This window comes from Curtobacterium sp. NPDC089991 (genome assembly GCF_044748425.1).
In the GTDB taxonomy this organism is placed as follows: Bacteria; Actinomycetota; Actinomycetes; order Actinomycetales; family Microbacteriaceae; genus Curtobacterium.
In genome coordinates, this window is record NZ_JBIVGB010000001.1 from 236,837 (window position 1) to 250,791 (window position 13,955).

Annotated in this window: 12 protein-coding genes; 10 read left to right on the forward strand and 2 right to left on the reverse strand. The window is 71.3% G+C overall.

All coding sequences use genetic code 11. The annotated features are described in order from the left end of the window. The first annotated feature begins 270 nt into the window (after positions 1–270). Together recO and ACIPV1_RS01075 are read left to right on the forward strand one after the other, a co-directional pair. Positions 271–1,137 carry a DNA repair protein RecO gene (gene recO, locus ACIPV1_RS01070; RefSeq protein ID WP_123938271.1) on the forward strand — a complete coding sequence of 289 codons (867 nt, stop codon included), beginning with the start codon at positions 271–273 and terminating at the stop codon, positions 1,135–1,137. Then, positions 1,134–1,931 carry an isoprenyl transferase gene (locus ACIPV1_RS01075; RefSeq protein ID WP_402725599.1) on the forward strand — a complete coding sequence of 266 codons (798 nt, stop codon included), beginning with the start codon at positions 1,134–1,136 and terminating at the stop codon, positions 1,929–1,931. Before recO ends, ACIPV1_RS01075 begins: the two co-directional genes overlap by 4 nt. 8 nt (positions 1,932–1,939) lie before the next feature. On the opposite strand, the gene ACIPV1_RS01080 is transcribed toward ACIPV1_RS01075, so the two are convergent. Beyond that, positions 1,940–2,911, reverse strand: a complete 972-nt coding sequence (locus ACIPV1_RS01080; protein WP_402725600.1) for a LysR family transcriptional regulator — start codon at positions 2,909–2,911, stop codon at positions 1,940–1,942. Between the two features lie 70 nt (positions 2,912–2,981). Between ACIPV1_RS01080 and ACIPV1_RS01085 the strand changes: the two genes are divergently transcribed. From ACIPV1_RS01085 to ACIPV1_RS01100, 4 genes are all read left to right on the forward strand, one after another. Continuing rightward, positions 2,982–4,037 carry an aminotransferase class V-fold PLP-dependent enzyme gene (locus ACIPV1_RS01085; protein WP_402725601.1) on the forward strand — a complete coding sequence of 352 codons (1,056 nt, stop codon included), beginning with the start codon at positions 2,982–2,984 and terminating at the stop codon, positions 4,035–4,037. 107 nt (positions 4,038–4,144) lie between these two features. Next, the gene (locus tag ACIPV1_RS01090; RefSeq protein ID WP_123938268.1) at positions 4,145–5,530 is read left to right on the forward strand and encodes a glycine--tRNA ligase; all 1,386 of its coding nucleotides are present in this window, start codon (positions 4,145–4,147) and stop codon (positions 5,528–5,530) included. 128 nt (positions 5,531–5,658) lie between these two features. Then, entirely contained in the window at positions 5,659–6,393 is a 735-nt protein-coding gene (locus ACIPV1_RS01095; protein WP_133938223.1) for a DsbA family protein, read from the forward strand. Between the two features lie 29 nt (positions 6,394–6,422). Next, on the forward strand, positions 6,423–6,599 hold the full coding sequence (locus ACIPV1_RS01100) for a hypothetical protein (protein WP_402725602.1): 177 nt from the start codon (positions 6,423–6,425) through the stop codon (positions 6,597–6,599). 140 nt (positions 6,600–6,739) lie between these two features. On the opposite strand, the gene ACIPV1_RS01105 is transcribed toward ACIPV1_RS01100, so the two are convergent. Then, complete coding sequence (locus tag ACIPV1_RS01105; RefSeq protein WP_123292565.1) at positions 6,740–7,225, reverse strand: aminoacyl-tRNA deacylase; 486 nt, start codon at positions 7,223–7,225, stop codon at positions 6,740–6,742. 47 nt (positions 7,226–7,272) lie between these two features. Between ACIPV1_RS01105 and dusB the strand changes: the two genes are divergently transcribed. The 4 genes from dusB (at position 7,273) to ACIPV1_RS01125 (ending at position 13,940) form a co-directional block, all read left to right on the forward strand. Next, positions 7,273–8,427, forward strand: a complete 1,155-nt coding sequence (dusB, locus tag ACIPV1_RS01110; protein WP_123292566.1) for a tRNA dihydrouridine synthase DusB — start codon at positions 7,273–7,275, stop codon at positions 8,425–8,427. Next, positions 8,424–9,755, forward strand: coding sequence for a deoxyguanosinetriphosphate triphosphohydrolase (locus ACIPV1_RS01115; protein WP_402725603.1), 1,332 nt, complete (start codon positions 8,424–8,426; stop codon positions 9,753–9,755). Before dusB ends, ACIPV1_RS01115 begins: the two co-directional genes overlap by 4 nt. 86 nt (positions 9,756–9,841) lie before the next feature. Next, positions 9,842–11,755 (forward strand): DNA primase, encoded by a 1,914-nt coding sequence (gene dnaG / locus ACIPV1_RS01120; RefSeq protein WP_123340415.1) that lies wholly within the window; start codon positions 9,842–9,844, stop codon positions 11,753–11,755. A 553-nt stretch (positions 11,756–12,308) separates the two neighbouring features. Beyond that, positions 12,309–13,940, forward strand: a complete 1,632-nt coding sequence (locus tag ACIPV1_RS01125) for an ABC transporter substrate-binding protein (RefSeq protein ID WP_123292569.1) — start codon at positions 12,309–12,311, stop codon at positions 13,938–13,940. Positions 13,941–13,955 lie beyond the last annotated feature (15 nt).

Genomic DNA, 13,955 nt, shown 5'->3' on the forward strand with positions numbered 1-13,955 from the left:
CGGCCAGACCGGGAGGCGCGGTGCGGGTCCGTCCTTCACCTGGGCCCACGCCGGCCGGTTCCGGGCCGACGCGCCAGCGGCGGACCGGCCGTGCCCGGTGGGGAGCCTCCCGTCTGTGCCCGGTCCTTCCCCCGTCACGCGCGATGGCAAGTCGAATCGGGCGTACCTGGTCGTTTCTTTCGACCAGGTACGCCCGATTCCGCCAAGTACGCCCCCGCGCGCGCGCTGCGCGCCGCACGCGGTGTCGGCGGGGCGGGGGATACTGGGGGCATGCCGCTGTACCGGGACGAGTGCGTCGTGTTGCGCACCCACAAGCTCGGGGAAGCCGACCGCATCGTCACCATGCTCAGCCGGCAGCACGGCAAGATCCGCGCGGTGGCCAAGGGCGTGCGGCGGACGGCGTCGAAGTTCGGCAGTCGGCTCGAGCCGTTCATGGTCGTCGACGCCCAGTTCTACGAGGGCCGGTCGCTCGACATCGTCACGCAGGCCGAGTCGCTCGGGGCCTACGGGGCGCAGATCGTCGCCGACTACGGCGCGTACACGGCGGCCAGCGCGATGGTCGAGACCGCCGACCGCCTGAGCGAGGCCGACGCCGGGCTGCAGCAGTACCTGTTGCTCGTCGGCGCGCTGCGGTCGCTGTCGCGCGGGGAGCACCACTCCAGCGCCACGCTCGACTCCTACCTGCTCCGCGCGATGAGCATCGCGGGGTGGGCGCCGTCGTTCAGCGACTGCGCGGTCACGGGGGAGCCCGGGCCGCACTCCGCGTTCGTGGTGCAGCTCGGCGGGGTCGTCGCCGACCGGGCTGCGCCTCCCGGCACGCCGCGGCTCGACCCGGCGACCCTCGGCGTGCTCGGCTCGCTGCTCGCCGGCGACTGGGCGAGCGTCGACGCCACCGACGAACGGACGCGGTCGCGGGCCTCCGGCGTGGTCGCGGCCTACGCCCAGTGGCACCTGGAACGATCGCTCCGGTCCCTGCCGCACGTCGACCGCTCGGAGCACCCGCTGCCCGTGCCGCTGACCCATGATGGACCCGAGGCGACAGCACGCGCGGTGGCCTCGACCCCCGCACCCGCCGTCCCCGAGCCCGATCCCGCCGTGGAAGGAACCCGCACCGTGGAAGGAACCCCCACCGCATGAGCCCCCGCCGCCCCGACGACGCCGAGCCGTTCCGCCCGATCGACTGGACCGGTGAGACGCCTCCGGCGATCCCGGCCCGGTTCGTGCCGGACCACGTCGCGATCGTGATGGACGGCAACGGTCGGTGGGCCAACGGCCGCGGGCTCACCCGGATCGAGGGACACAAGGCGGGCGAGGCCTCGCTGCTCGACGTCGTCGCCGGCGGGATCCAGATCGGCGTCAAACACATTTCGGCGTACGCGTTCTCCACCGAGAACTGGAAGCGTTCGCCGGAAGAGGTCCGGTTCCTGATGGGCTTCAACCGTGACGTGATCCGTCGTCGGCGCGACCAACTGAACGAGTGGGGCGTCAAGGTGCGGTGGGCCGGACGGCGTCCGCGGCTGTGGCGGAGCGTCATCGACGAACTCGACCGTGCCGAGCAGATGACCGCGGGCAACGACGTGCTGACCCTGACGATGTGCGTCAACTACGGCGGCCGGAACGAGATCGTCGACGCCGTGCGGGGGATGGCCGAAGACGTCGCCGCCGGACGCCTCAAGCCGAGCCAGGTCACCGAGAAGGCCCTGGCGAAGCGGCTCTACGTGCCCGAGATGCCCGACGTCGACCTGTTCCTGCGCAGTTCGGGGGAGCAGCGCACGAGCAACTTCCTGCTGTGGCAGTCGGCGTACGCCGAGATGGTGTTCCTGGACCGCCTGTGGCCGGACTTCCGGCGCACGGACCTGTGGGGCGCGATCGAGGAGTACGCCCGCCGCGACCGTCGCTACGGCGGTGCGGTCGACGCCCCGACGGCCTGACGCACCCGTCAGCCGGGCAGCGGCCCGTCGAGCAGGTGTGCCGCTGACCGCACCGCGTCCAGGGCCGCACGGACGCTCGGGACGCGCTCGGCCCCTCGGGCGATGACGACCTCGACCCGGCGGGCCAGGTCGTCGTCCACGGGGTCGACCCGGACCTCGGCGGGGATGACCGTCGTCGCGAGCGCCAGCCGGGGGAGCAGGGCCACGCCGAGTCCGGCGGCGACGAGCCCCACCACCGCTGCCGCGTTGTCGGTCTCGAGCACGATGTCCGGGGTGAACCCGGCGGTCGCACACGAGGCGAGCAGGTGGCCGCGGCACCGGGGGCAGCCGCCGATCCAGCGGGCGTCGCGGTGCGACGCGAGGTCGACAGCACCGGAATCCGCGGCACCAGAGTCCGCAGCATCGGACCCCACGGACACGGAGGGCGTCACCAGGGCGAGCGGATCCCGCCCGAGTGCCCGCGTGACGAGCCCGGGGTCCGGGGCGGACCCGACCTCGTCGCCGACGTAGGTGAAGGTCAGGGCGACGTCGACCTCCCCGCTCCGCAGCAGGTCGAGCGCCTCGGGCGGTTCGACCTCGACGTACGAGGTCGTCACGCCCGGAGCCGTCGACGCCAGCCGGGCGAGCACGGCGGGCACGAGGGCCGAGGACGCGCTCGGGAACCCGGCGAGGCGCACGCGGCCGCGGGTCAGGCCCCCGACGGCGTCGAGGTCCTCGCGCGCGGCGGTCAGTGCGGCCTGCACGTGCAGGGCGTGGTCGGCGAGCACCCGACCGGCGTCCGTCAGGGTGGCACCGCGCCCGCCGCGACCGTCCTGCCCGGACCGCAGCACCAGGGTGTGCCCGAGCCGCCGTTCGGCCCGGGCGAGCAACTGGCTGACCGCGGGTTGGCTCGACCCGAGTGCTGCGGCGGCGCGGGTGATCGACCCACCGTCGGCCACGGCGCGGAGGACCCGGAGCAGCTGGGGATCGATGTCGTCCATCACGCGATGTTATCGGCTGCACAACAGAACAAGCCTGGTGTGATGGGGCACGAGCCGGGACGCTGTCCGCATGGACTCCTTCCCCGCCGGTCGTGGCTACCTCGCGGCGTGCACCGCCGGTCTGCCGACCCGTGCCACGATCGCCGCCCAGCGGGCCGACCTCGACGCGTGGTCCCGCGCCGAGACCTCGCCGGCCCACTACGGGGCGTTGGTCGAGGAGGGCCGCGCGCTGTTCGCCGCCCTCGTCGGGGTGCCGGTGTCCCACGTGGCGACCGGCTCGCAGACCTCGGTGATGGCTGCGGTCGTCGCCGATGCGTTGCCGGACGGTGCCGAGGTGGTCGTCCCCGACGGTGACTTCAGCTCGGTCGTGTTCCCGTTCCTCGCCCAGGCACACCGCGGCGTGCGGGTCCGGAGCGTCCCGCTCGACCGGCTCGCCGCGTCCGTCGGGCCCGACACCGCCCTCGTCGCGTGGTCCGCGGTGCAGTCCGCCACCGGCGCGGTCACGGATCCGTACCCGGTCGTCGCCGCGGCCCGGCGGGTCGGTGCCCTCACCCTCTGCGACCTCACGCAGGCAGCCGGCGTCCTGCCCGTCGACGCGGCACTGTTCGACGTGACGCTCACGCACGCCTACAAGTGGCTCTGCGCGCCGCGCGGCGTCGCCTTCATGACACTCTCCGACACCGCCCTCGGTCGGCTCCGCCCGGTCCAGGCCGGCTGGTACGCCGGCGCGGACGTGTGGTCGTCCTGCTACGGCCCCGACATGCGCCTGGCCGACGACGCCCGTCGCTTCGACGTCTCGCCGGCCTGGCAGGCGTGGCCCGGTGCCGTGGCCGCGCTCGAACACGCGGTCGCGCTCGACCAGCAGGCGGTCTGGAGGCACGCCACCGGTCTCGCAGACCGGCTGTGCGACGCCCTCGGGTCGCCTCGGCAGGGCGACGGGCAGGCGATCGTGACGTTCGCGGACGCCGACGGGTCGGCCCTCCGGGCCCTCACCGCCGCCGGGCTCACCGCGTCGGGGCGTGCCGGGCGACTCCGGATCGCGTTCCACCTGTGGAACGACGAGTCCGACGTGACCGACGTGGCGGCCGCACTGCGCGGGGTGGGGGCGACCACGTCGGCGAGGTGAGCGTGGCGGGCGGACGCGGGGCGGGCCTCCCGGCCGACGATCGCCGGTAGTCTTGCCCGGACCGTTTCCGCACCGAGCACCCAGCTCGGCGACCTCTGGAGCACTCTTTGGCACAGCCCACCCGTCTCGACAGCGTCATCGCCCTGGCCAAGCGCCGCGGCTTCGTCTTCCAGTCGGGTGAGATCTACGGAGGCTCCCGCTCCGCGTGGGACTACGGGCCCCTCGGTGTGGAGCTCAAGGAGAACATCAAGCGTCAGTGGTGGCAGCGGTTCGTCCGCGGCCGTGGCGACATGGTCGGCCTCGACTCCGCCGTCATCCTGCCCCGCAAGGTGTGGGAGGCCTCCGGTCACGTCGCGACCTTCACCGACCCGCTCGTGGAGTGCCTGCACTGCCACCACCGGTTCCGCGAGGACCACCTGATCGAGGCGTTCGTCGCCAAGAAGGGCCGCGACCCCGAGGGCCGCATGGCCGAGATCGCCTGCCCGAACTGCGGCACCCGCGGCGAGTGGACCGAGCCCCGCGAGTTCTCCGGGATGCTCAAGACGTACCTCGGCCCGGTCGAGTCCGAAGAGGGCCTGAACTTCCTGCGCCCCGAGACCGCCCAGGGCATCTTCGTCGACTTCGCGCAGGTCGTCACGACCAGCCGGATGAAGCCCCCGTTCGGCATCGGCCAGGTCGGCAAGGCGTTCCGCAACGAGATCACGCCCGGCAACTTCATCTTCCGCACCCGCGAGTTCGAGCAGATGGAGATCGAGTACTTCGTCCCGCCGGCCGAGGCTGGGGAGCACTACGAGCAGTGGATCGCCGACTCGATCGCGTTCTACACCGAGCTCGGCATCGACCCGGAGAACCTCCGCCGCTTCGACGTGCCGGACGGCGAGCGGGCGCACTACTCCGACGCCACCGCCGACATCGAGTACCGCTTCGGGTTCACCGGATCGGAGTGGGGCGAGCTCATGGGCGTCGCGAACCGCACCGACTTCGACCTCAACAACCACATCGAGTCCTCCGGCCAGGACCTGCGCTTCTTCGACCAGGCGGCCAACGAGAAGTACGTGCCGTACGTCATCGAGCCGTCCTTCGGCCTGACCCGTGCGCTCATGGCGTTCCTGCTCGACTCGTACCACGAGGACGAGGCACCGAACGCGAAGGGCGGCGTCGACAAGCGCACCGTGCTGCGACTCGACCCGCGCCTGGCGCCCGTCAAGGCCGCGGTGCTGCCGCTGTCGCGCAACGAGCAGCTGTCGCCGGTCGCCCGCGGCCTGGCCGACGACCTGCGCAAGAACTGGAACGTGGACTTCGACGACGCCGGTGCGATCGGCCGTCGCTACCGTCGTCACGACGAGATCGGTACGCCGTTCTGCATCACGGTCGACTTCGACACGCTCGAGGACAAGGCCGTCACGGTGCGCGAGCGCGACACCATGGCGCAGGAGCGGGTCGCCCTCGACCAGCTGCAGGGCTACCTGGCGCAGCGGTTGCTCGGCGCGTAGGGGTTTCGGCTCCGCAGAACACCGATGTTCGTGCGTTGCACACCCGCAGTCGGGTGTTCGACCTGCGAACACCGGTGTTCTGCTGCCAGCCGCGGGAATGCGCGCGCAGCGTCCGCGTTGGGATCAGCATGAACGACTCCGTGAAGGTCGATGTCTGGTCGGACATCGCCTGCCCCTGGTGCTACATCGGCAAGCGCAAGTTCGAGGCCGGCGTCGCCGCGTTCGGCGCCTCGGCGGACGGCCGCCCGGTCGAGGTCGAGTACCACTCCTTCGAGCTCAGCCCGGACACCCCCGTCGACTTCGAGGGCACCGAGGCCGAGTTCCTGTCGAGCCACAAGGGCATGCCCGTCGAGCAGGCGCAGCAGATGCTCGACCAGGTCACCGGCATCGCGGCCTCGGTCGGGCTGGACTACGACTTCGAGGCCATGCACCACACGAACACCGTGAAGGCGCACCAGGTCATCCACCTCGCCAAGCAGCACGGCAAGCAGCTCGACATGGTCGAGCGCCTGTTCACCGCCTACTTCGAGCGCGGCGAGCACGTCGGCGACGACGCGACGCTGGCCGACCTGGCCGCCGAGATCGGGCTCGACCGCGACGAGGTCCTCGCGACGCTCCGCGACGACTCCCAGCTCGCAGCCGTCCGTGCCGACCAGGCCCAGGCGCAGGCCTTCGGCATCAACGGCGTCCCCTTCTTCGTGATCGACGGCAAGTACGGCGTCTCCGGCGCGCAGGACCCGGCGGCGTTCGAGCAGGTGCTGACGCAGGTCGTCGCGCTGCGCGGGACGACTCCGGACGAGGTCGCCTCGGCGACCGAACGCGCTGCGGACGACGCGAGCGCCGACGTGGCGGCGACCCGATGACGGGCGCGACGGTCACCGTCGGGGGTGGGGTGGGCCTCCCATCCGCCCCGTCGGTCCCGGATGCGATCTCCGGTCTGGAGGCGCGCCCCGGCCTGCTCACGCTGGTCACGCCCGGCGGTGCGCCGGTCTGCGACGGTGATTCGTGCCTGATCGACGCCGGATCGTTCGCCGGTGCCGAGGGCGACTGGACCGAGGTGCCGGACTGACGGTTCCGTCGGTCGCGCGTCGCGCGCTGCTCGTCCCGCGCCGCGCGCTGCTGGTCTCGCGCCCCCGTGCGGTCGTTGCGCCCCGACTCAGCGGGGCGCGACGGCTGCGCGGGGGCGCGATCCGTCGGTCGCCGGACCGATCAGGCGCGCTGCGGTTCCTCGTCGGTGATGTCGGCGACCGTCGCGCCGTACGCGGCGACGAGGTCGTCGGCGTCGACGAAGGCACTCGCGCCGTGCCGGCCCGCGCCGAGGGCGACCCGTCGACCGACGATGCGTTCGTCGGCGTAGACGGGCAGGTCGCCGGTCGCTCCGATGGGCGTGATCGTGCCGCGCTCGTAGCCCGACGCCTGGAGCGCGGTCGCCGCGTCGGGCATCGAGAGCTTGTTCACCCCGACGACGGTGCGGAGCTTCTTCCACGCGATGCTCCGGCCGCCCGGCACGAGCGCGAGCAGGAAGCCGCCGTCGTGGCGCTTCACGACGAGCGTCTTGACGATGTCGCCGGGGTCGATGCCGAGCAGCTCGGCGGCCTGCTGCAGGGAGTCCGCGGCGGGGCGTTCGACGACCTCGACCGTCAGGCCGCGGGCTGCTGCGTCGGTGTCGAACCGGGTGCTGGCGTCGATCGTCATGTGGAGAACGCTACCGGCGAGCACCGACGTGGGAAGATGGGACAGGTATGACGATCACACAAGCCCCAGCACGGCCTCTGCGCATCGGCCCGATCGAGGTCGACGTGCCGGTCGTGCTCGCGCCCATGGCGGGCATCACGAACATGGCGTACCGCCGGCTCTGCCGCGAGTACGGCGCCGGTCTCTACGTCTGCGAGATGATCACCTCGCGCGCACTGGTCGAACGCACTCCCGTGTCGATGCAGCTCATCCAGCACCACGAGTCCGAGACCCCGCGGTCGATCCAGCTGTACGGCGTCGAGCCGAACACCGTGGCCGAGGCCGCGTCGATCCTGGTGGGCGAGGACCGCGCCGACCACATCGACCTGAACTTCGGCTGCCCGGTGCCCAAGGTCACCCGCAAGGGCGGCGGCGCGGCCCTGCCCTGGAAGCTCGAGCTGTTCCGCGAACTCGTCACGAAGACCGTCCGCGCCGCAGGGAACGTGCCGGTCACCGTGAAGATGCGCAAGGGCATCGACGAGGACCACCTGACCTACCTCGACGCCGCCCGCATCGCGCGGGACGCCGGCGTCGCCGCGGTGTCGCTGCACGCCCGCACGGCGAACGAGCACTACTCCGGTCACGCCGACTGGTCGGCGATCGCGACGCTGAAGGAGACCGTCACCGACATCCCGATCCTCGGCAACGGGGACATCTGGTCGGCGGCCGACGCCCTGCGCATGGTCGACGAGACCGGCGTCGACGGCGTCGTCGTCGGACGCGGGTGCCTCGGGCGCCCGTGGCTGTTCGGCGACCTGGCGGCGGCGTTCCGCGGCGAAGGGCTGCGGTACATGCCGACCCTGGGCGAGGTCGCCGACGGGTTCCGTCGGCACGCCGAACTGCTCGTCGAGTTCTTCGGGTCCGAAGACCACGGTTGCCGCGACGCCCGCAAGCACGTGGCCTGGTACTTCAAGGGGTACCCGATCGGCAGCGACGTGCGGTCCGGGCTCGCGTTGTCGTCGAGCCTGCAGGAGATCGACGACCTGCTCGGGCAGCTCGACCGCGACGCACCGTACCCGGGCGAGGGCGCCGAGGGCCCCCGTGGTCGCTCCGGCAACCCGAAGCGCACCGCACTGCCCGACCGCTGGCTCGAGTCCCGCGACGTCGACAGCGAGTTCCGCAAGGTCCTCGCCGCCGCCGAGCTGCACCACAGCGGCGGATGAGCGCCACCGCCTCGTACGGCCCGGCCGACGCCGAGCGCTGGCTCCCGGAAGAGCACGGCAACCGCCGATCGGACTTCGCCCGTGACCGCGCACGGCTGCTGCACTCCAGCGCGCTCCGTCGCCTCGCCGCGAAGACCCAGGTGCTCAGCCCGACAACCGGGCTCGACTTCGCCCGCAACCGCCTGACCCACTCGCTCGAGGTGGCGCAGGTCGGTCGAGAGCTCGCGGACTCGCTGGGCCTCGACCCCGACGTGGTGGACACCGCGTGCCTGGCGCACGACATCGGCCACCCGCCCTTCGGCCACAACGGTGAGACGGCCGTCAACGCCTGGGCCGCCGGCATCGGCGGGTTCGAGGGCAACGCGCAGACGCTGCGGCTGCTCACCCGGCTCGAGCCGAAGGTGTACGGGCTGCGGCCGGGGGCGGGCGCCGCTGCCGTGGGTGGCGCGGGGGCCGGCGCTGGCGTCGACCGTCCGTTCGGACTGAACCTGACCCGTGCGTCGTTGGACGCCAGCTGCAAGTACCCGTGGCCCGCGGCGCAGGGCGTCTCCGAGTCGTCATCGGGCCGGACCAAGTTCGGCTTCTACGACGACGACCACGACGCCTTCGAGTGGCTCCGTGCCGGGGCGCCCCGTCGGCAGCGGTGCATCGAGGCGCAGGTCATGGACCTGTCCGACGACATCGCGTACTCGGTGCACGACTTCGAGGACGCCGTCGTCGCCGGGTTCATCGACGTCGCGGCGCTCGGCGACCGCGTCGGCGAGAACGACATCGTCACCGCGATGCACGCGTGGGTGGGCGACGACCTGAGTCGTGAGGAACTGCTCGAGGCGTTCGACCGCCTCCGGGCCCTGCCGCTCTGGATGACCTCGTACGACGGGTCTCGGCGTGACGCAGCGCACCTGAAGAACCTGACCTCGCAGCTGATCGGACGCTTCGCGCGGACGGCGACGGCCGCGACCCGCGAGTCCTACGCCTCCGGGTCCCTGGTCCGGTTCGCGGCGTCCGTCGTGACGCCGCCGGAGATCATCGGCGAGATCGCGGTCCTCAAGGGCATCGTGGCGGCGTTCGTGATGACGCAGGGCGACCGGCAGCCCGTGTACGAAGACCAGCGCCGGATCCTGACCGAGCTGCTCGACGCCCTGGCAGCATCGGGTGCGTCGGACCTCGAGCCCGGCTTCGCCGCCGACTGGCGTGCGGCGTCCGACGACGACGGCCGACTCCGCGCCGTGGTCGACCAGGTCGCGAGCCTGACGGACCAAGGGGCGATCGCCTGGCACCGTCGGTTGGTCGTCGGCGAGCGGGAAGCGGTCCACATCCCGGTGTGAGCGGGGTGCTCCGTCGGCCTCGGTGGTTCGTCCACATCTCGGGGCCGCGGTCGGCCGAGGTCGGTCCCACGAACTAGGATCAGAGGGTGGCTGGCAGGATCGCGCGGAACGACATCGACGAGGTCCGCTCGCGTGTCAACATCGCCGACGTCGTCGGCGACTACGTCACGCTGAAGAACGCGGGCGTCGGGTCGATGAAGGGGCTCTGCCCCTTCCACGACGAACGTTCCCCGTCGTTCCACGTCCGACCCCAGGTCGGCCGGTACCACTGCTTCGGGTGTGGCGAGGACGGCGACGTCTTCAGCTTCATCATGGCGCAGGACCACACCACCTTCGCCGAGGCCGTCGAGCGTATGGCCGCGAAGATCGGCTTCACCCTGCACTACGAAGAGGGCGACGGGCCGCGCACCGACTACAACACCCGGGCCCGGCTGATCGCGGCCAACGAAGCCGCGCTCGAGTTCTACACGGCGCAGCTCACCACCGCCGCGGCCGACCCCGCACGGCGGTTCCTGGGGGAGCGCGGGTTCGATCCCTCGGCGGCGCAGCACTTCGGTGTCGGCTTCGCCCCGAAGTCCTTCGACATGCTCAAGGACCACCTGCGCGGTCGGGGCTTCACGCTCGAGGAACTCACCTCGGCCGGGCTCGTCAGCCAGGGCGACCGGTCGCCGTACGATCGGTTCCGTGGTCGCCTGATGTGGCCGATCCGCGACGTCACCGGGGCGACGATCGGGTTCGGTGCCCGTCGCCTGCTCGACGACGACAAGGGCCCGAAGTACCTCAACACGCCCGAGACCCCGATCTACCACAAGAGCCAGGTGCTCTACGGGCTCGACCTGGCCCGCCGCGACATCTCGAAGCAGAAGCAGGTCGTGATCGTCGAGGGCTACACCGACGTCATGGCCTGCCACGTCGCCGGCATCACCACCGCGGTCGCCACGTGCGGCACCTCGTTCGGCGTCGACCACATCAAGGTGCTCCGCCCGATGCTCGGCGACCTGGCCGGCGCCGACCCGAACGCCAACGGCGAGGTCGTCTTCACCTTCGACCCGGACGAGGCCGGGCAGCGTGCCGCCTCCCGCGCCTTCGCCGAGGAACAGCGGTTCGCGGCGCAGACCTTCGTCGCCGTGGCACCCGGTGGCCTCGACCCGTGCGACCTCCGGCTCGCCCGCGGCGACGACGCCATCCGCCGCCTGATCACGAACAAGCGCCCGATGTTCGAGTTCATGATCCGCCGCACGTTGGAGGGCCACGACCTCGAGACGGTCGAGGGCCGCGTCAGTGCCCTCCGCGCCGCCGCGCCCGTTCTCGCCGGCATCCGCGACCGCTCGCTCACGCAGGGGTACGTCCGCGAGCTCGCCGGCTGGCTCGGCATGGACATGCCCGAGGTCCGTCGATCGGTCGAGACCGCGCGTCGGCGTGCGGGGTCGACGGACGATCGGTCAGGAGGCCCGGGGCGCGACGGTCGCGCCGGTCACGCCACCGACGGGGCCGGTGTGGTCGAGGAGCCCGTCGCCGGGATCCGCTCGCTGCCGAACGACCCGATCAGCCGCATGGAGCGCGACGCCGTCATGGCGATGGTGCAGCAGCCGACCTCGGTCGGAGCGCCGCTGCTCGGGCTCGCCGCATCGGCCACGTTCTCGGCGCCGATGCTCGCCGTCGTGCGGGACGCCGTGGTCGCCAACGTCGACGTCATCGGGGCGGGGGACTGGCTCGACCGGTTGCTCGCCGACGTGCCGACCCCCTTGCGCACCCTGACGCACGAGCTGGCCCTCGCGCCGATCCCCGCCCGCAACGCCGAGGACCTCGCCGCGTACTGCCGGAGCATCGTCGTCGCCCTGGTCGAGCGGGACCTGCTCGCCCGCAAGGCATCGTTGCTCGGACAACTGCAGCGTGCGGACCCGCACGAGCAGGCCGAGCGGCGCGCTGAGATCCAGCGGCAGCTCGTGGACATCGACGCGCAGCGCATGCGGCTCCGCGCCGACGCCGAGGCGTCCTAGCCCCTCGCTCTCGCCGCCCGAGTGTCGGGGCGCCTGCCGCGCGGCCGTGTCGGGCGTCGAGTGGTCGCAAGGCGTCGGCTGGCCGGGGTCCGGCCGACGGGACGTGACCGCTCGGGGTGGGACGGGCGGTGTGTCGTGACCGGTCGGCGGGGGCGAGGGACGGGGCCGACGTGGGGCGAGCCTCCAGGCCGACGGTGTGGCCGCACGACGTGCCGCGTGTCGGGCGTCGAGTGGTCGCAAGGCGTCGGCTGGCCGGGGTCCGGCCGACACGACGTGACCGCTCGGGGTGGGACGGGCGGTGTGTCGTGACCGGTCGGCGAGCCCCGGACCACCCAGGTTGCAGCGCGCAACTTTCGTGTGCGGCGCGCCGGGTCGATGCGCACGAATGATGCATCACGCGACGGGTGCTTGCATTACAGCGGTGTAAACAAATCGCTCCCGGTTCGATCTGTTCCGTGACAGGGTGATACCAATGAGCGTTCCTGGCCGGGCACACAGACGTACCACCCGCCGGTCCGGACACTTGCACCCAACTTCAAGAGAGGCATCGAACATGGCATCCGTGTTCAAGAAGCACACAGCCACGTGGGGCAGGCGCGGCATCGCGCTCGGCGCCGGAGCAGCAGCGACGGCGCTGGTGCTGACCGGCTGCGCGAGCAGCAGCGTGAGCGACACCGAGCTGAACGGCCTGAGCATCGGGACGACGGACAAGATCACGTCCCTCGACCCGGCCGGCTCCTACGACAACGGCTCCTTCGCCGTGCAGAACCAGGTCTTCCCGTTCCTGATGAACACGCCCGTGGGCAGCCCGGACGTCGAGCCGGACATCGCCACGAAGGCGGAGTTCACGAGCCCGACCACGTACGAGGTCACCCTCAAGGACGGCCTCGAGTTCGCGAACGGCAACAAGCTCACCTCGAGCGACGTGAAGTTCTCGTTCGACCGTGAACTCAAGATCAACAACGAGAACGGCCCGCAGTCGCTGCTCGCCAACCTCAAGAGCATCGACACCCCGGACGACACGACCGTGGTGTTCAACCTCGACCACGCCGACCAGACCTGGCCGCAGGTGCTCTCGAGCCCCGCCGGCCCGATCGTCGACGAGGACGTCTTCAGCGCGACGAAGCTCACCAGCGCCGACGACATCGTCAAGGGCAAGGCGTTCGCCGGGCAGTACCAGATCAGCTCCTACAAGGAGAACCAGCTGATCCAGTACAAGACGAACCCGAAGTACGACGGCCTGCTCGGCAAGGCGAAGACCTCCGAGGTGACGGCCAACTACTACACCAAGGAGACCGACCTCAAGCTCGCCGTGCAGCAGGGCGACGTCGACGTTGCGTACCGCTCCCTGACGCCGACCGACATCTCGGACCTGCGCAAGGACGACAAGCTCAAGGTCACCGACGGCCCCGGCGGCGAGATCCGCTACGTGGTCTTCAACTTCAAGACGCAGCCGTTCGGCACCGGTCAGGACGACGCCGACGAGGCGAAGGCCCTCGCCGTGCGCCAGGCCGCCGCTGACGTGGTCGACCGCGCCGCCCTGGCGAAGGAGGTCTACAACGACACCTTCACGCCGCTGTACTCGATGGTGCCGGACGGCCTCACCGGTGCGGTCCAGCCGTTCAAGGACATGTACGGCGACGGCGACGGTGGCCCCGACGTCGACAAGGCGAAGAAGACCCTCGCCGACGCCGGTGTCTCCGGCAAGGTGCAGCTCGACATCCAGTACGCGCCCGACCACTACGGTTCGGCCTCGGACGACGAGTACGCGCTGCTGAAGACGCAGCTCGAGGACTCGGGTCTGTTCACCGTCAACATCCAGTCGACGGTCTACACGACCTACGCCCAGGAGCGCACCAAGGACGCGTACCCGGAGTACCAGCTCGGTTGGTTCCCGGACTTCTCCGACGCCGACAACTACCTGTCGCCGTTCTTCACCAAGGAGAACTTCGTCCAGAACCACTACGACGACTCGGTCATCCAGGACCTCATCGCGAAGGAGCAGGCGGAGTCCGACCCGGACAAGCGTGCCGACCTGATCGAGCAGGCCCAGGAGCGCGAGGCATCGCAGATCTCGACGCTGCCCCTGCTGCAGGGCAAGTCCGTCGCCGTCGCCGGCAAGGACGTCAAGGGCCTGACCCTCGACGCCTCCTTCAAGTTCCGGTACGCCACCCTCAGCAAGTAGCACCACGCCCCTCGC